This is a genomic window from Streptomyces sp. NPDC058525 (assembly GCF_042719495.1).
GTDB lineage: Bacteria > Actinomycetota > Actinomycetes > Streptomycetales > Streptomycetaceae > Streptomyces.
Window position 1 is genome coordinate 1 of sequence record NZ_JBHXNP010000024.1, and the last position, 17,906, is coordinate 17,906.

Sequence of the window (17,906 nt, forward strand, 5' to 3'; positions counted from 1 at the left end):
AGCGCTCCTTCGTCGCGTCGCTTCGCGATGGCCTGCGGCCACTCTTGACCGACCGCCCCGCCCCGGAAAGACAAGGACTGCCGGGAAGCCCCCAAGAGGACGGGCCGGGGGATCGAGGCCCATGCGGGCCATCAGCGATGGGCGGGCGTGCACCTGAGGGGGGCAGGGCCCCAGGCGGGATTCCTTCGCATGGACCTCCCGGTGTGGGGTGGGCGAGCTCCGGTAGACGGCGGTCAGATGGAGTCGGCCCGTCGGGGGTCTGGACGCGCCAGATCGCTACGCGCTTCGGTGGGATTGGCGTCCGGCGCCCGGCCGTGGCTGGTCATTCGACCGGCTCGACGTTGCCGACTGCGGTGGTGAACTCGCGGCCGGAGGCCGCTCGGATGTAGGCCAGTTCCATCCAGTGCTGGTGGACGGAGTCCGACACGTCCTCGTTGACCACGGCCATCAGCACTCCTTCGGTGCCGGATGCGACATCGCGTACACGGTGGCGCAGCAGGCGATGAGGCACGTACTCGTAGCGGTCAGTCATCGGACGACTCCTTGAGTGTCATCGCTGGGCCTTCCGGGGTCTGGGCGACATGCATCGCGTGGCATGTGGACAGAATCCGGTGACTGTGCGTACAGCAGCGATATCCAGGCGGTAATCTCACAGTGAGATGACTTTCCATCTCGCAGGCGCATGACGGGAGTAGTCGACTGTGGCCACACCGCTCTTGCCGACTTCCCTGCCTGACTGGGCGTGGGAGCGCGCGGATGTACGCCAGGCCCTTCGCGCGCGGGACGTGGGCGCCGTATTCCGGTTCGTGCAGCAGTACAGCGGTGCCAGTCAGGCGCGCATCGCCGCGGCGGTCGGTATGACCCAGGCGCGGGTGAACGAGATCATCAACCGGCGCCGTGAGGTGTCGCGCCTCGATGTGTATGAGCGGATCGCGGACGGTCTGAACATGCCCGACGACGCTCGCCATCTCCTCGGGTTGGCGGCCGGTCGCGAGCGGCGTTCCGGCGGGGCCGCGTTCGACCTCGCAGCGTTTCCGGAGGTGGTGCGGGTGTACTCCGCGCAGGCCGCTGCGCGGGAGGAGATTCAGCAGCAGGTGCGTGATGCGAAGGAGTTGGACATCCTCGCTGTGCGTGGACTCGGCTTGATCGGTCTGAATGACTCGATGTTGCGTGCGCACCTCGGGAGGCAGGGCGGTGGGCTCCGGGCTCGGGTGCTGTTGCTCGACCCTGAGGCGCCGGCTCTTGCCTTACGCGCCGCCGAGATCGGTGAGTCGGCTGAGTCTCTTGCCAGCGGTGTGCGGCTGGCTGAGGCCCGACTCCGAGAGCTTGCCGGGATCTGCGACGTCGAGGCGTACCGGTACGGCATGCTGCCGACGTGGCGGTTGATCCGGGCCGACACCACCATGTTCGTCGGGGCGTTCGACGCGGGTTGGGAGGGGCACGAGTCCGCCGCCTACAAGGTGATGGAGACGCCTCACGGCCCGTTGTTCAGGGGGTTTCGGCGCATGTTCGAGGCCATCGTCAGGGGCGCCGAGCGTACGGTCTGAGAGGGGACTGACGGATGATCGAAGCGGAGCTGAAGGCGTGTGTGCACGCGCCGGAAGAGATGCTGCGTCGGCTGGATGAGCGAGGCGTGGGCCGGGCCGAGGTGTACCAGGACACCTACTACGACACGGCGGAGGGGGCCCTGGAGGTTCGGGGCGAAGAGCTTCGCGTCAGAACGGTGCACGGGGTGGACGAGACGCGCACGGTCCTCACGTACAAGGGCGCCCCGGTGGATGAAGAGTCCGGCTCGAAGCCGGAGCACGAGACGCGCGTGGAGGACGCCCAAGCTGTGCACGCCATGCTGCGCGGCCTTGGGTACGTGCCGGCTGTCGCGTTCGAGAAGAGGTGCAGGAACTACGCGTTCGAGGCGCGGGGTCGGCAGATGCTCGCCACCTTGGTCCGCGTCCCCGAGCTCGACGGGACGTTCCTGGAGTTGGAGACCCTGGTCGAGGAGAAGGACGTGGCCTGTGCCCTCGATGACGTCCGCGAGGTTTTCGTCGAACTGGGTATCGGCGCCGATGATTTGACGCGCGAGCAGTACACCGCCGCGGTGAAGGCCCATCGCCGGGGCGGAGCCGCAAGCCGCTGAGTTTTCGATGCCGCGATCGCGTGTATGCGCCTCGCGACTACTCAGGGGCGGTCTCTTCGGCGACCCACGACAGGTAGGCGTCTGAGCCGCCTTCTACCGGAAGGACGATCCATTCCGGTACGTCATAGCCGTGCTCCTGGGTGACCCATGCGGCTAGGGCCGGGAGGCGGTCCCGCGTTGTCTTGTAGGAGATCCGCCATTCGGTGGCCGTCTCCACGGTTCCCTTCCACCGGTAGACGGCCGTGAAGGGCGCGTCGATGTGCGCACAGGCCGCCAGACGGGCCTCCACCGCGCCTCGCGCCAACTCGCTCGCGTGCTGTGCGCTGTCGACGGTCGTCTGCGCGATCACGATGTCGGTCGCCATGGCGCCCCCTCTTGTTTCGGATCTCCTTGACGGACACTACCCAGAGGTAGTCCAGGGAGGTGCCGGTGTTGGGGAACAGGCTCGCCGATGTGCTGCTGGCCGCCGGGGAGGTGGACGTCGGCCGCGTTCCGCCGCCTTCGGGCACAGACCCGTAAACCCCACCTTCCGGAGCGCCCTGGCGCGTAGCTCGGATAGCCGGCCCGCCGGCATCGCGTACGGCTACTCGCTCGGGCCGCAGACGGGTCACCCCAAGGCCCCGGCGGCTGTGGCTACTTATCGGGCTTGGGGTACCGGAGGGTCGGCGACGGCCGACCTGCACGACGTGACGCTGCTGGACCTCCGCTGACCGGTCCGCCACGAACGGCCGGAAGGCCCGGCCCCCCGAGGGGAAGCCGGGCCTTCCGTACTGCTGAGCCGCGCAGCGGTCAGGCCTCGAAGACCTCGTCCAGGAGGAGCTGCTGCTCCGCCTGGTGGCGCTTGGCCGAGCCGACCGCCGGGGACGAGCCGTGGGGGCGGGAGACGCGGCGGAGGCGTTCGCCCGCCGGGACATCCGCGCCGACCGCCAGGTCGAGGTGGTCGATCAGGTTGAGGGCGATGAAGGGCCACGCGCCCTGGTTCGCCGGCTCCTCCTGCGCCCAGATGTACTTCGCCGCGTTCGGGAACTTGGCGATCTCCGCCTGGAGTTCCGCACCGGCCAGCGGGTACAGCCGCTCGATGCGGATGATCGCGGTGTCGGTGATGCCGCGCTTCTCCCGCTCGGCCTCCAGGTCGTAGTAGACCTTGCCGGCGCAGAAGACGACCTTGCGGACCGCGTTCGGGTCCACCGTGCTGTCGCCGATGACCGGGCGGAACGAGCCGTTCGTGAACTCCTCCGCCTTCGACGCCGCCGCCTTCAGACGCAGCATCGACTTCGGGGTGAAGACGATGAGCGGCTTGTGGTGCGGGTTGTGGACCTGCCAGCGCAGCAGGTGGAAGTAGTTGGACGGGAGGGTGGGCATGGCCACCGTCATGTTGTCCTGCGCGCACATCTGGAGGAAGCGCTCGGGACGCGCGGACGAGTGGTCCGGGCCCTGGCCCTCGTAGCCGTGCGGGAGGAGCAGCGTAACGCCGGACGTCTGGCCCCACTTCTGCTCGGCCGAGGAGATGAACTCGTCGACGACGGTCTGCGCGCCGTTGACGAAGTCACCGAACTGGGCCTCCCAGAGGACCAGCGCGTCCGGGCGGGCCAGCGAGTAGCCGTACTCGAAGCCCATGGCCGCGTACTCGGAGAGCAGCGAGTCGTAGACGTTGTAGCGGGCCTGGTCGTCCGACAGGTACTGCAGCGGGGTGTAGTCCTCGCCGGTCTGGCGGTCGATGAGGACGGCGTGGCGCTGGCCGAAGGTGCCGCGGCGGGAGTCCTGGCCGGACAGCCGGACCGGGGTGCCCTCCATCAGCAGCGAGCCGAAGGCCAGGGTCTCGCCCATGCCCCAGTCGATGGTGCCCTCGTCGATCATCGCCGCGCGGCGCTGCAGCTGCGGCAGCAGGCGCGGGTGCACGGTGACGTGCTCGGGGATGTTGACCTGGGACTCGGCGATCCGCTTGACGGCGTCCTGGGAGATCGCGGTGTTCACCGGGACGGGGAACTCCTGCGCGGTCTGCGCGGGGGTCACCGGGCCGCCGGCGGCGGGCTGCGTGGCGGCCTCGCGGACCTCCGCGAAGACCTTCTCCAGCTGGCCCTGGAAGTCCTGGAGCGCCTGCTCGGCCTCTTCCAGCGTGATGTCGCCGCGACCGATGAGGGACTCGGTGTACAGCTTGCGCACCGAGCGCTTCTTGTCGATCAGGTCGTACATCAGTGGCTGCGTGAAGGCCGGGTTGTCGGACTCGTTGTGGCCGCGGCGGCGGTAGCAGATGAGGTCGATGACCACGTCCTTGTTGAACGCCTGGCGGAACTCGAAGGCCAGACGGGCAACGCGGACGACCGCTTCAGGGTCGTCGCCGTTGACGTGGAAGATCGGCGCCTCGATCATGCGGGCCACGTCGGTCGCGTACATCGAGGAGCGCGAGGACTCCGGGGCGGCGGTGAAGCCGACCTGGTTGTTGATCACGACGTGGACGGTGCCGCCGGTGCGGTAGCCGCGCAGCTGCGACATGTTCAGCGTCTCGGCGACCACACCCTGGCCCGCGAAGGCCGCGTCGCCGTGCAGGGCGACGGGCAGGACCGTGAAGTCCGTGCCGCCCTTGTTGATGATGTCCTGCTTGGCGCGGGCGACACCCTCCAGGACCGGGTCGACCGCCTCCAGGTGCGAGGGGTTCGCGACGAGCGAGACCTTGATCTGCTCGCCGTCCAGGCCGGTGAAGGTGCCCTCGGCGCCCAGGTGGTACTTGACGTCGCCGGAGCCGTGCATGGACTTCGGGTCGAGGTTGCCCTCGAACTCGCGGAAGATCTGCGCGTACGACTTGCCGACGATGTTCGCGAGCACGTTCAGGCGGCCGCGGTGGGCCATGCCGATGACGACCTCTTCGAGGCGGGCCTCGGCGGCCGAGTCGATGACGGCGTCGAGCAGCGGGATGACGGACTCGCCGCCCTCCAGCGAGAAGCGCTTCTGGCCGACGTACTTCGTCTGCAGGAAGGTTTCGAAGGCCTCGGCGGCGTTCAGGCGGCGCAGGATGCGCAGCTGCTCCTCGCGCTCCGGCTTGGAGTGCGGGCGCTCGATGCGGTCCTGGATCCAGCGGCGCTGCTTGGGGTCCTGGATGTGCATGAACTCGACGCCGGTGGTGCGGCAGTACGAGTCGCGCAGCACGCCGAGGATGTCGCGCAGCTTCATCATCGACTTGCCGGAGAAGCCGCCGACCGCGAACTCGCGCTCCAGGTCCCACAGGGTGAGGCCGTGCTCGGTGATGTCGAGGTCGGGGTGCTTGCGCTGCTTGTACTCCAGCGGGTCGGTGTCGGCCATGACGTGGCCGCGGACCCGGTAGGAGTGGATCAGCTCGAAGACGCGGGCGGCCTTGGTGACGTCGTCGTCGTGCGAGGCGTCGATGTCCCGGTTCCAGCGGACCGGCTCGTATGGGATGCGCAGGGCCTCGAAGACGTCGTCGTAGAAGCCGTTCTCGCCGAGCAGCAGGTTCGCGACGATGCGCAGGAACTCGCCGGAGGCCGCGCCCTGGATGACCCGGTGGTCGTAGGTCGAGGTCAGGGTCATGACCTTGGAGATGCCCAGCTTGTTCAGGGTGTCCTGCGAGGTGCCCTGGAACTCGGCGGGGTAGTCCATGGAGCCGACGCCCATGATGACCGACTGTCCGGGCATCAGGCGGGGCACGGAGTGCACGGTGCCCAGGCCGCCGGGGTTGGTCAGCGAGACGGTGACGCCGGTGAAGTCGTCCATCGTCAGCTTGCCGACACGGGCGCGGCGGACGATGTCCTCGTAGGCCTGCCAGAACTCGAAGAAGTTGAGGGTCTCGGCCTTCTTGATGCCGGCGACGACGAGCTGGCGGTCGCCGTTGGGCTTCACCAGGTCGATCGCGAGGCCGAAGTTGATGTGCTCCGGCTTGACCAGGGTCGGCTTGCCGTCCTTCTCCGCGAAGGAGTGGTTCATGGCCGGCATGGCCTTGATCGCCTGCACCATCGCGTAGCCGATGAGGTGGGTGAAGGAGATCTTCCCGCCTCGAGCGCGCTTGAGGTGGTTGTTGATCACGATGCGGTTGTCGAACAGCAGCTTCACCGGGACGGCGCGGACGGACGTGGCCGTCGGGACGTCGAGGGAGGCGTTCATGTTCTTGGCCACGGCGGCAGCCGGGCCGCGGAGCGTCACCAGTTCCGGGCCCGCGGGGGCCTCGGTGGCGGGCGCGGCCTGCTTGGCTACGGGAGCGGGAGTGGCGGGCGCGGCCGGTGCGGCGGCCGGGGCCTGGGAGGTGACAGTCACAGCAGGGGCACCAGAGGGGGTGGCAGGAGCAGGGGCAGGAGCTGACACGGGCGTGGGCGCGGGGCTCGGGGCGGCAGGGGCCGCGGCGCGCGCCGCCCCCGTGGCGGCGGCGTCGACGGCCTGCGGAGCTGCGGCGACGGCGGCGGCCTGTGCGGAGGCGCCGTCCGTCGTCGGGGACTTCTTCGGCTCTTCGGCCTTGACCGGAGCGGCAGCGCCCCCCGGCTTGTAGTCGGCGAAGAAGTCCCACCAGGCCCGGTCGACCGAGTTCGGGTCCTGGAGGTACTGCTGATAGATCTCGTCGACGAGCCACTCGTTGGCACCGAAGCCTGAGGCAGGGGTCTTCCCGCCCTCTGCTGCTTCGGTCGTGGTGCTCGGGTTACTGGGGGACTGTGGCGACACGGCGGCAACCGCCCTCTTCCGCTTCACAAGGTATGGACAGCGGGAATAAAGGCTACGCCTCCTCGGCCGCGAGATGCAGACCGGGCGGGACATCCGTCGCGTAGGTCACATCGAACGGCGGGTTTCGCTGCCTGGAATGGCGGGAAACAAGCGTGGTTCGGGTAGGGGGCACCGAGGTTGCGGCCCCCTTGGCTTCGCACCCCTGACGGACCCCGGGTACGTGTGGCCGAGATCATGTCCTTCCCACTCGAACCCTACGTCAACGTGACGCCTGGGAGCTGCCCGGGAGCGTGACAAGGATGCGGCAGCCCCGTGACGATTCGGCCACGCCGATATGCCCTCCGTGCAGCTCCACGGCCCAGCGGGCGATCGCCAGGCCCAGCCCGGTGCCGCCGTCGCCGGCCCGGGCGCTGCCGCGGTTGAACCGCTCGAAGACCCGGTGCCGCTCCGCCTCCGGGATGCCGGGACCTTCGTCCCGCACCTCCAGCGCCAGCGCGCCCGGTGCGTCGCCGGCCCGGGCGCGGACGGTGACCCGGCCGTGCGGGGGGCTGTGCTTGACCGCGTTGTCGATCAGGTTCGCGACGACCTGGTGCAGCCGTTCGGCGTCCGCGTAGGCCGTCAGTTCGGGCGGGAACACGTCGAGGTGCAGGTGTACGTCGTTGCGTGTGTGGCCGCCCGAACCGGAGAGCAGGCCCGGCCGTCCGGCGGCCGCCAGCCCCGACTCCTTCAGCACGCCCGACAGGTACGGCCACACCTCGAAGCGGCGGGCCTTCAGCGGGACCACCCCGTTGTCCACCCGGGACAGGTCCAGCAGGGTCTCCACGAGGCGGCCGAGGCGCTCGGTCTGCTTGAGCATCGTGCGCATGGTCTCCGGATCGGCGGCCGAGACCCCGTCCACCACGTTCTCCAGCACCGCCCGCAGCGCGGAGATCGGCGTGCGCAGCTCGTGCGAGACGTTGGCGACGAGCTCCTTGCGGTGCCGGTCCACCGCCTCCAGGTCGTCCGCCATCAGGTTGATCGTCGAGGCCAGGTCGCCCAGCTCGTCGCGGCGTCCCGCCCCGCGCACCCGCCGGGTGTAGTCGCCGTGGGATATCGCCCGGGCCACCCGCGTCATGTCGTCCAGCGGAGCCGTCAGGCTGTGCGCCACGAACTGGGTGATCAGCATCGAGGCGATCACCGAGAAGACCGTGATGAACCGCAGCTCGGTGTCCGTGCGCAGGGCCACCAGCAGCAGCCCCGTCGTGATGAAGACCGAGACCACCACGAGGGTGCCCAGCTTGGTCTTGATCGAGAACGGCGAGAAGGGCCGCAGCCCCGGTCCCGGATGCCGGCCGCTCATGCCTGCGCCGGTGTCTCCAGGGCGTACCCGACGCCGTGGACGGTACGGATCCGCTCCGCCCCGATCTTCCGCCGCAGGGCCTTGATGTGGCTGTCGACCGTACGGGTCCCGGACGCGTCGGCCCAGTCCCACACCTCGGCCAGCAGCTGCTCCCGGGACAGGACCGCCCGCGGGGTCCCGGCCAGGCACACCAGCAGGTCGAACTCGGTCGGCGTCAGGTGCACGTCCTCGGTCTGCACCCGGACCCGGCGCTGCGCGTGGTCGATCTCCAGATCGCCCAGCCGCAGGGTCGCACCGCGCGGGGTGTGCGCGGCCTGTGTGGCCCGTTCCACACGCCGCAGCAGTACGTGCACCCGCGCGGCGAGCTCGCGGATGGAGAACGGCTTGGTCATGTAGTCGTCCGCGCCGACCCCGAGACCGACCAGCAGGTCGGTCTCGTCGTCGCGGGCGGTGAGCATCAGCACCGGGACCGGCCGCTGCGCCTGGACCCGGCGGCAGACCTCCAGTCCGTCGAAGCCCGGCAGCATCACGTCCAGGACCAGCAGCTCGGGCAGCCAGCTCTCGGCCGCGGCGACGGCGGCAGGGCCGTCCGCTGCGGTCTGGACCTGGAAGCCCTCGGCGCGCAGCCGGGCCGCGATGGCCTCGGCGATGGTGTGGTCGTCCTCGACGACGAGCACGCGCCGCTGTGCGCCGGGGGTCGCCGAGGCGCCGTTGTGGGTGGTGTTCGTCTGTTCCATGTCCCGGTCCGCCCCTGAAGATCTGCGTGGTGGGGTGCAGCGTAGAGGAGGCACCGGCCTGCGGCTATGCGGGGTTCGGACAGGGCATATGTGCTGATGATCCGGGTTGGGGGAGGGATGTACCGGCCTACAGGGACAGCCCGTGGCCGTGTGCGAACACCGGGTCCTCGGTGTCGTTCGGGACGTCGGGTCGGGAGGCCTCGACGGCCTTCATCGAGCGCGGGAGCTCGAAGGGGAGGCGTCCTTCGGGGACCGCCCGGCCGAAGGCCACGTCCAGCAGGGCGGCGTCCGAGGCGCCGTAGTCGGCGATCAGCGACGCGGCCCGCGCGGCGATCTCCGGGATGACGGCGGCCCGTTCCAGGTTGATGCAGACGAGGGTCGGCACCTGGTCGAGCAGGGCCAGGATCCCGGCGAGCTCGGCCTCCGGGAAGGCCAGCGAGCCGGAGTGGAAGAAGGACTCGAAGATGTTCTCCCTCGGCTCGTACGGGGTGCGCAGGCGCAGCACGGCCAGGTCGGCCCCGGCCGGGTCGGCGACGACCTCGCCGTACTCGGCGGCCACGGCCTCGTCGACGTTGCGCACGTAGAGCCTCGGCCGGGGGGCCGACTTCGCGGAGAGCGGAATAATTCGCTCCGGATTCGTCAGGACCGTGAGCGAGCGGCGCTGGGCCGCCGCGCCCAGGGCGGTGAAATCGGCCCGGCCCACCGTCTCGGCCGCCGCGTCCGCGTCGACGTACGGGTTCTCGAACAGGCCCAGCCGGAACTTCTCGCGCAGCAGCCGCCGTACCGACGCGTCGATGCGGGACTCCGCGATCCGGCCGGAGCGGACCAGCTCCACGACCACCTCGGGGCACTGCTCGCCGCCGAACTGGTCGCAGCCGGCGTCCAGCGCGCGCGCCGCGCGCTCCGCCACGCTCAGGTGCTCCAGGCCCCAGGCGCGCGCCGGGTGGCTCTCCCCGAAGATCGAAGAATCGGTGATCAGGCCCCAGTCGGTGCAGACGATGCCGTCGAAGCCGAGCTCCTCGCGCAGCAGGCCGGTGACCACGCCCTTGTTGAAGCCGAAGCCGACCTCCTCCCAGTCGGTGCCGATCGGCTGGCCGTAGTACGGCATCATCTGCGCGCATCCGGCGGCGATCGCAGCCTTGAAGGGCTCCAGGTGGTGCTCGCGCATCCCGCCCGGGTAGACCTGCTCCTTGCCGTGCGCGAAGTGCGGGTCCTCGCCGTCCTTCTGCGGGCCGCCGCCCGGGAAGTGCTTGACCATGGCCGACACGGACTCGGGGCCGAGCTCGGGGCCTTGCAGGCCGCGCACGTACGCCCGTACGAGCTCGGCGGTGAGCCGGGCGTCGGAGCCGAAGGTGCCGGTCTGGCGGGCCCAGCGCGGCTCGCTGGCCAGGTCGATCTGCGGGTGCAGTGCGACGCGGAAGCCGACGGCCAGGTACTCGCGGCGGACGGTGTCGGCGAAGCGGAACACCAGCTCCGGGTCGCCGATGGCGGCCAGGCCCAGGGCCTCGGGCCAGGCGGAGAAGGCGCCGGAGTTGAAGGAGGCGCCGACGTTGTCGGTGAAGGCGTGGCGCGGGTCGGTCGAGAGGGTGACCGGGATGCCGAGGCGGGTGGCCGCGGCCATCTCCTGGACGGTGTTCTGCCACCCGGCCATCTCGCGGGCCCCGTAGGTGCCGAGCAGGTTGAAGTGGGTCAGGAGCCGGTCGCCGATCAGCTCGGGCGTGGTGAAGGGGAGCATCGAGCCGTCGGTCTCGGTGACCGGGGTGCCGTCCGCGTTCATCATCAGCATGGAGTGGAAGAGCTGGCCGGCCTTCTCCTCCAGCGTCATCCGCGACAGCAGGTCCTCCACGCGCCGGTCGAGGGGGAGCGAGGGGTCTTTGTAGGCGGGGGTCGCGTTCATCGGGAGGCTCCTGGGAGGCGGGGACGACCGGGGGCCCAAGGTAGACGCGAAAACCGTGTACCCACTAGGTTTTCGGAAGTGACCTGGATCACTCCGCGCCGGTGGCCGCAAAAGGCACGGCCTAGGGTGGTCCGCATGGCACAGGACAAGGGGCGAGCGGCCCCGAAGGCCGCGGGCCGGGGCACCTACGCGGTGGGCGACGCCCGCCGGCAGAAGATCCTCGACACCGCGGTCGAGCACTTCGCGCAGTGGGGCTTCCACGCCTCCTCGCTGGCCCGGATCGCGGCCGACTGCGGGATCACCCAGGGCGGGCTGCTGCACCACTTCCGCAGCAAGGAGGACCTGCTGCTGTCCGTGCTGGCGCAGAGCGAGCGGCACGACATCGAGCGGCTGTTCAGCCGGCCCGCCGCGACGGTGGCCGCGCACTTCGCCACCGTCGTCGCCCTCGCCGCCGACAACGCGCGCAGGCCCGGCCTCGTCCGGATGTTCAACACCCTCGTCGGCGAGTCCGGCAACCCCGGGCACCCCGCCCACGCCTACTTCCGGGAGCGCTACGCCCGCGTGCTCGGCTACACCGTCGACCTGCTGGAGGCCGGGGTCGCCCGCGGCGAACTGCGCCCCGGCACCGACTGCGAGGGCGTCGGCCGCGAGACCCTCGCGGTCATGGACGGCCTGCAGATCCAGTGGGTGCTGGCCCCCGACAGCGTGGACATGCCGGCCCTGCTGCACGCCTGCCTGGACCGGCGGCTGCGGGAGATCTCGGTCGCGGGGACGGGGCTGCCGAAGCCCGGGGCGGCGGGGCTCGCGGTTCCCTAGGCGGGCGGGGCTCGCCGTCCCCTTAGGCGGACGGGGTCGCCGATCCCCGGCCGGGTGGGGATCGCCGTCGCCTGGCCGGGCGGGGGCTCGCGTTCCCTGGCCGGGTGGGGATCGCCGTCGCCTGGCGGGGCGGGGGCTCGCCGTTCCCAGGGTGGGCGGGGCTCGCCGTTTCCCCGGCCGGGTGGGCTCGTGCCCTGGCCGGGCGGGGCTCGCCGTTTCCCCGGCCGGGTGGGCTCGTCCCCTGGCCGGGCGGGGCTCGCGTTCCCTGGCCGGGTGGGGCTCGCCGTTTTCCCGCCGTGACCGCCGCCGCCTCGCCCGGGCCCTAGCCAGCGGCCGTGAACGGGGGCAGGGCGTCCAGCACCTTCTTCAGGGCCGGGGCCAGGGCCTCCTGTTCGGCGGCCACCTCGAAGCCGCCGTGCACGAACGCGTACGTGAACCCGTCGTACACCGTCGTGTCGCCCGTGGCGATCCTCGGCAGCCGCGCGAAGTCCGCCTCCCGCAGGGCCGTGCGCAGGGCGGCCAGTCCGGCTTCCGGCAGCTTCCCGGTGCCCTCCGGCTCGGCCTTGGCGTCCAGCCGCGTCCACGAGCCGTCGCCCTTGACGATGAGGGTGTGCGTCCGGCCGGCGTAGCCGCCGCTGCGGGTGGCCCGGACCAGGGTCTCCGTCGGGGCCGGGGAAGCCGTCGTGGGAGCGGGCGCGGACGTCGGCGCCGACGTGGGGGTGGCCCCGGGGCCCGTCTCCGCCGGGGTCTGCGGGCCGCTCGCCGGCGGCCGGCCGTCGACACCACCGGATTCGGACGGTCCGCATCCGGCCAGAGCCGCGGCCAGAACCGCGATCGGCACCGCCGCCGTCACCGCCACCACTCGGAGCGCTCGCACACCCACCTCCGCAGGTACTCCGTCCGAACCCCGAGTATGGAGTCCCCGCACCCGATCCGACAGCACCCGGAGGCAGCCATCCGCCGCATCGCCCCCTGGCGCGTGCTCCCGCCGCTGCTCGCCGCCCTCCTCGGCCTGTGGGGTCTGGAGCGCGGCGGCAGCATGTGGCGCGACGAGTCCGTCACCTGGCAGGTCGCCCACCGGCCGCTCGGCGGGCTCTGGGACCTGCTCGGCCAGGTGGACGCCGTGCACGGCCTGTACTACCTGCTCATGCACGGGGCATTCCTCGCCTGGGACGGCGGCCTGTGGGCCCTGCGGCTGCCCTCCGTCGCCGCCACCGCCCTCGCCGCCGCCGGAGTGGCCGTGATCGGGCACCGGCTCGCGGGGGAGCGGGCCGCGCTGCTCGCCGGCCTCGCGTACGCCGTGCTGCCGCCCGTCCAGATGTACGCGCAGGAGGGCCGCTCGTACGCCCTCGTCGCCGCGGCCGTGGTGTGGGCGACGTACCTGATGCTGCGCGAGCGGTGGACCGCCTACGCCGCGGTCCTGCTGCTCGGCTGCTGGCTGCACGAGTTCGCCGTACTGGCCCTGCTCGCGCACGCCGTCCCCGCCTGGCGCTCGCGCGGCTGGCGCATCGCCGCCGGCGCCGTCGTGCTCCTGCTGCTGCCCCTCGCCCTGGTCAGCGCCCGGCAGGCCGAGCAACAGCTCGGCTGGCTCGGGCGGCCGTCCTGGCAGGACTGGGTCGCGTACGGGGTGCTCGCGGGCGCCGCGCTGCTGCTCGCGCGCGGCTCCGGCGGGCGCGACCAGGCCGGCCTGGTCCGCGTGGCCCTGCCCCTCGCGCTGCTGCCGCCCGGCCTGCTGATGACGCTCTCGCTGGTCCACCCCTGGTACGTCGACCGGTACGTGCTCTACGCGCTCGCCGGGCTCGCCCTGCTGGCCGGCGCCCGGCTGGCCACGGCACGCGGCTGGTGGCCGTGGCTGCTGGTCGCGGCCCTGCTCGTGCCCGCCGGCTGGTGGTCGGTGTGGCTGCGCACCCCCGAGAGCCGCAAGGACGACGTGCTCGCGGTGGCCGCCGCCGTCCGCGAACGGGCCCGGCCGGGCGACGCCGTGCTCTTCCTGCCGTCCCGGCGCCGCGAATGGCTGCTGTCCTCGCCCGACGTCCTCGACGGGCTGCGCGACATCGCCCTGGACCGCTCCCCGCAGGCCTCGCACAGCCTCCAGGGCACCGAACTGCCCTCGGCCGAGATCCGCGCCGCGCTCATCGCCTCCCCCCGCGTGATCGCCCTGCTCGACCCGGCCGGCCAGCCGCTGGACCCGTACCCGCGCGAGGCGGTGAAGCGGCAGACCCTGGCCGCCTGGTTCGACCTGTGCTCGGTCACCGAGGTGCGGGGCGCCCGCGTCGCGCTGTACGCCCGCCCGGGCGGCTGCCCGGCCTGAGGGGGGCGTGCGGCAGGATCGTGGCCCCACCCTGCCGAGGAGCCGCCGCATGACCCCCAACACCCCCAACTCCCCCAACTCCCCCGAACCGTCCGGACCGCTCGTCGGCGCCGACTGGCTGGCCGGACGGCTCTCCGCGCCCGGACTCGTCGTCCTCGACGCCTCCGTGGGCGCCCACCGCGGCGCCGCCCACCGGATCCCCGGAGCCCGCCCCTTCGACCTCGACGGGGACCTCTCCGACCACGACGCCCCAGCCCCGCACACCATGCCCACGGCCGCCCGCTTCGCCGAGGCGATGCGGGACCTCGGCGTCGACGACACCGACACCGTCGTCGTCTACGACGGCGCCGGCGTCTACTCCAGCGCCCGCGCCTGGTGGATGCTGCGCGCCATGGGCTTCGACCGCGCCGCCGTCCTCGACGGCGGACTGCCCGCCTGGACCGCCGCCGGCCTGCCCCTGGAGGCCGCCCGCCCCGCGTACGACGGCCCGCGCGGCTCCTTCACCGCCCGGCCGCGCCCCGGGCTGCTGGTCGGCGCCGACGCCGTCGCCGCGGCTCTGGCCGACCCGGCCGCCGCCGTCCTCGACGCCCGCACCCGCGAGCGCTTCACCGGCGCCGCCCCCGAACCCCGCCCGGGCCTGCGCGGCGGCCACATGCCGGGCGCGCTCAACCTGCCCTTCGGCGACCTCCAGCGGGACGGCGGCCTGATGCGCCCCGCGGCGGAGCTGCGCGAGGCCTTCGCGGCGCTGGCGGGGGACCGGGAGCGGCTCTACTTCAGCTGCGGCTCCGGAGTCACCGCCTGCGTCCTCGCCCTCGGCGCCACCCTCGCCGGCTACCGGCACACGGCCGTGTACGACGGCTCCTGGAGCGAGTGGGGCCTGCCCTCGGACGAGCGCCCGGTGGCCGCCGGCCCCGCCGGGGGATAGCCGCACACGCTGCGTTCGCCCCAGGCGAACGCAGCGTGGGGAACAACAGGCGGCGCAGATGCATTGAGTCGGCATAGCTCAACTTCACTGCCGGAGGGTTGATCATGGCTTCGACGTCCGTAACGCTCACTCTGCCCGTGCTGCCGCTCGACGACGAGGTCGTGCTGCCCGGAATGGTCGTTCCGCTGGACCTGTCCGACGCCGAGGTGCGCGGGGCCGTGGAGGCGGCCCAGGCGGCGGCGGGCAACAGCAAGCCCCGGGTCCTGCTCGTGCCGCGGATCGACGGGAAGTACGCCGGGACCGGGGTGCTCGGGACGGTCGAGCAGGTGGGCCGGCTCTCCGACGGGGACCCCGGCGCCCTGATCCGCGGCCGGGGCCGCGTCCGCATCGGCGCCGGGACCACCGGCCCCGGCGCCGCGCTCTGGGTCGAGGGCGAGACTGTCGACGAGCACGTGCCGGACCCGCTGCCGGGAGCGGTCGCCGAGCTCGTCAAGGAGTACAAGGCGCTCGCCACCAGCTGGCTCAAGAAGCGCGGAGCCTGGCAGGTCGTCGACCGGGTCCAGCAGATCGAAGGGGTCTCGGCCCTCGCCGACAACTCCGGCTACTCGCCGTTCCTGACGGTCGAGCAGAAGGTCGAGCTGCTGGAGACCGCCGACCCCGTCGCCCGCCTCAAGCTGGCCGTCAAGGCCCTCAGCGACCACCTCGCCGAACAGGACGTCGCCGAGTCCATCGCCAAGGACGTGCAGGACGGCGTCGACAAGCAGCAGCGCGAGTTCCTGCTGCGCCGCCAGCTCGAAGCCGTCCGCAAGGAACTGCGCGAGCTGGGCGGGGAGAAGGACGGCGAGGAGTCCGACGACTACCGCAGCCGCGTCGAGGCCGCCGACCTCCCCGAGAAGGTCCGCGAGGCCGCCCTCAAGGAGGTCGACAAGCTCGAGCGGGCCAGCGACCAGAGCCCCGAGGGCTCCTGGATCCGCACCTGGCTGGACACCGTCCTCGAGCTCCCCTGGAACGAGCGCACCGAGGACCGATACGACATCCAGGGCGCCCGGGCCGTCCTCGACGCCGAACACGCAGGGCTCAGCGACGTCAAGGACCGCATCACCGAGTACCTCGCGGTCAGGAAGCGGCGCACCGAGCGCGGCCTCGGCGTCATCGGAGGCCGCCGCGGCGGGGCCGTGCTCGCACTCGTCGGGCCGCCCGGCGTCGGCAAGACCTCGCTCGGCGAGTCCGTGGCCCACGCCATGGGCCGCAAGTTCGTCCGCGTCGCCCTCGGCGGCGTACGGGACGAGGCCGAGGTGCGCGGACACCGCCGGACCTACGTCGGCGCCCTGCCCGGCCGCATCGTCCGCGCCATCAAGGAGGCCGGGTCGATGAACCCGGTCGTGCTCCTCGACGAGATCGACAAGGTCGGCTCCGACTTCCGCGGCGACCCGGCCGCGGCCCTGCTGGAAGTCCTGGACCCGGCGCAGAACCACACCTTCCGCGACCACTACCTGGAGGTCGAGCTCGACCTCAGCGACGTGGTGTTCCTGGCCACGGCCAACGTCCTGGAAGCCATCCCCGAGGCGCTCGCCGACCGGATGGAGCTGGTCCGCCTCGACGGCTACACCGAGGACGAGAAGGTCGTCATCGCCCGCGACCACCTGCTGCCGCGCCAGCTGGAGCGCGCGGGCCTGGGCGCCGACGAGGTGGTCCTGCGCGAGGAGGCGCTCCGCAAGCTCGCCGGCGAGTACACCCGCGAGGCGGGCGTGCGCACCCTGGAGCGGTCCATCGCGCGACTGCTGCGCAAGGTGGCCTCGCAGCACGAGCTGGGCGAGCGCGAACTGCCCTTCAGCATCGGCGCCGACGACCTGCGCGGCCTGATCGGACGGCCGCACCACGTCCCCGAGTCCGCCCAGGACCCGGCGGAGCGGCGGACCGCCGTCCCCGGCGTGGCCACCGGCCTCGCGGTGACCGGCGCGGGCGGCGACGTCCTGTTCGTCGAGGCCTCCCTGGCCGACCCCGAGACGGGCGCGGCCGGACTGACCCTCACCGGCCAGCTCGGCGACGTCATGAAGGAGTCGGCGCAGATCGCGCTCAGCTTCCTGCGCTCGCACGGCGCCGAACTGGAGCTCCCCGTCGCCGACCTGAAGGACCGGGGCGTGCACATCCACTTCCCGGCGGGCGCCGTGCCCAAGGACGGCCCGAGTGCGGGCATCACCATGACCACCGCCCTCGCCTCGCTGCTCTCCGGGCGCCAGGTGCGCACGGACGTGGCCATGACCGGCGAGGTCTCGCTGACCGGCCGCGTCCTGCCGATCGGCGGGGTCAAGCAGAAGCTGCTCGCCGCGCACCGCGCGGGCCTGACCACCGTCATCATCCCCAAGCGCAACGAGGCCGACCTGGACGACGTCCCGGCCGAGGTGCTGGAGGGGCTGGAGGTGCACCCGGTGACCGACGTGCGCCAGGTGCTGGAGCTGGCCCTGTCGCAGGCCAGGGCGCAGCAGGAGGCGGCGGTCACCGCCGCCTGACGGACACCCGTACGACGGCCCGGGACCCGCGGCGGCGGGGCCCCGGGCCGTCGGCGCGCCCGCTGCGAAATACTGGCGGTCCGATCCACCACCGAAGGAGCAGGACGTGCACGGGAGCGAAGACCAGGAGTTCCTTGCCCTGGAGCGGGAGCTGTCCGTCTTCCTCCGGCGCGCCCGCGCCTCCTCCGGCGAGATGGCGCGCGCCCTCCACCCCGAGCTGGAGCCCGCCGCGTACGGGCTCCTCGTACGCTTGGAGGCCGCCGGCCGGCAGCGGGCCACCGAGCTCGCCGCCTACTTCGGCGTCGGCAAGGCCACCATGAGCCGCCAGCTGCGGGCCCTGGAGGTGCTGGGCCTGATCGCCCGCGAGCCGGACCCCGCCGACGGCCGGGCCTTCCTGGTCGGCCTCACCGAGGAGGGCCGCGAGCGGTTCCTGCGGGTACGGGGCGCCCGGCGCGAGCAGTACATGCGCAAACTCGCCGACTGGGACCGCGGCGAAGTGGCGGAACTGGCCCGGCTGCTCAACCAGCTGAACGCGGGCGAGGACACGCCGTAGGACCCGGGGCCGCGGACCCCGC

Annotated in this window: 14 protein-coding genes; 7 read left to right on the forward strand and 7 right to left on the reverse strand. The window is 72.1% G+C overall.

Going from position 1 to position 17,906, the window contains the following annotated elements; translation table 11 throughout:
* Positions 1-322: 322 nt before the first annotated feature.
* Entirely contained in the window at positions 323-532 is a 210-nt protein-coding gene (locus tag ACFWP3_RS14305) for a hypothetical protein (protein ID WP_384220201.1), read from the reverse strand.
* A gap of 169 nt (positions 533-701) precedes the next feature.
* Between ACFWP3_RS14305 and ACFWP3_RS14310 the strand changes: the two genes are divergently transcribed.
* On the forward strand, positions 702-1,547 hold the full coding sequence (locus ACFWP3_RS14310) for a helix-turn-helix domain-containing protein (protein WP_384220203.1): 846 nt from the start codon (positions 702-704) through the stop codon (positions 1,545-1,547).
* A gap of 14 nt (positions 1,548-1,561) precedes the next feature.
* On the forward strand, positions 1,562-2,134 hold the full coding sequence (gene cyaB, locus ACFWP3_RS14315) for a class IV adenylate cyclase (RefSeq protein ID WP_384220205.1): 573 nt from the start codon (positions 1,562-1,564) through the stop codon (positions 2,132-2,134).
* 37 nt (positions 2,135-2,171) lie between these two features.
* On the opposite strand, the gene cutA is transcribed toward cyaB, so the two are convergent.
* From cutA to ACFWP3_RS14340, 5 genes are all read right to left on the reverse strand, one after another.
* On the reverse strand, positions 2,172-2,498 hold the full coding sequence (gene cutA / locus ACFWP3_RS14320; protein ID WP_384220207.1) for a divalent-cation tolerance protein CutA: 327 nt from the start codon (positions 2,496-2,498) through the stop codon (positions 2,172-2,174).
* 425 nt (positions 2,499-2,923) lie between these two features.
* A complete protein-coding gene (locus ACFWP3_RS14325; RefSeq protein WP_384220209.1) occupies positions 2,924-6,796 on the reverse strand; it encodes a multifunctional oxoglutarate decarboxylase/oxoglutarate dehydrogenase thiamine pyrophosphate-binding subunit/dihydrolipoyllysine-residue succinyltransferase subunit in 3,873 nt (1,290 codons plus the stop codon).
* A 259-nt stretch (positions 6,797-7,055) separates the two neighbouring features.
* Positions 7,056-8,135 carry an ATP-binding protein gene (locus ACFWP3_RS14330; protein ID WP_384220211.1) on the reverse strand — a complete coding sequence of 360 codons (1,080 nt, stop codon included), beginning with the start codon at positions 8,133-8,135 and terminating at the stop codon, positions 7,056-7,058.
* Entirely contained in the window at positions 8,132-8,872 is a 741-nt protein-coding gene (locus tag ACFWP3_RS14335; protein WP_384220213.1) for a response regulator transcription factor, read from the reverse strand. The genes ACFWP3_RS14330 and ACFWP3_RS14335 overlap by 4 nt, the downstream gene beginning before the upstream one ends.
* A 127-nt stretch (positions 8,873-8,999) precedes the next feature.
* Positions 9,000-10,769, reverse strand: coding sequence for a glycoside hydrolase family 3 protein (locus ACFWP3_RS14340; RefSeq protein WP_384220216.1), 1,770 nt, complete (start codon positions 10,767-10,769; stop codon positions 9,000-9,002).
* A 135-nt stretch (positions 10,770-10,904) separates the two neighbouring features.
* On the opposite strand from ACFWP3_RS14340, the gene ACFWP3_RS14345 reads away from it, so the two are divergent.
* A complete protein-coding gene (locus tag ACFWP3_RS14345; RefSeq protein ID WP_384220220.1) occupies positions 10,905-11,585 on the forward strand; it encodes a TetR/AcrR family transcriptional regulator in 681 nt (226 codons plus the stop codon).
* A 322-nt stretch (positions 11,586-11,907) separates the two neighbouring features.
* Here the strand turns inward: ACFWP3_RS14345 and ACFWP3_RS14350 are convergent, their stop codons facing one another.
* Positions 11,908-12,462, reverse strand: coding sequence for a hypothetical protein (locus ACFWP3_RS14350; protein ID WP_384220222.1), 555 nt, complete (start codon positions 12,460-12,462; stop codon positions 11,908-11,910).
* A 36-nt stretch (positions 12,463-12,498) separates the two neighbouring features.
* Between ACFWP3_RS14350 and ACFWP3_RS14355 the strand changes: the two genes are divergently transcribed.
* The 4 genes from ACFWP3_RS14355 (at position 12,499) to ACFWP3_RS14370 (ending at position 17,884) form a co-directional block, all read left to right on the forward strand.
* On the forward strand, positions 12,499-13,896 hold the full coding sequence (locus ACFWP3_RS14355; protein ID WP_384220224.1) for a hypothetical protein: 1,398 nt from the start codon (positions 12,499-12,501) through the stop codon (positions 13,894-13,896).
* A gap of 49 nt (positions 13,897-13,945) precedes the next feature.
* Positions 13,946-14,821 (forward strand): sulfurtransferase, encoded by an 876-nt coding sequence (locus ACFWP3_RS14360; protein WP_384220226.1) that lies wholly within the window; start codon positions 13,946-13,948, stop codon positions 14,819-14,821.
* Positions 14,822-14,925: 104 nt separating this feature from the next.
* Complete coding sequence (lon, locus tag ACFWP3_RS14365) at positions 14,926-17,331, forward strand: endopeptidase La (RefSeq protein ID WP_384220228.1); 2,406 nt, start codon at positions 14,926-14,928, stop codon at positions 17,329-17,331.
* Positions 17,332-17,437: 106 nt separating this feature from the next.
* A complete protein-coding gene (locus tag ACFWP3_RS14370; protein WP_257554212.1) occupies positions 17,438-17,884 on the forward strand; it encodes a MarR family winged helix-turn-helix transcriptional regulator in 447 nt (148 codons plus the stop codon).
* Positions 17,885-17,906: the final 22 nt, after the last annotated feature.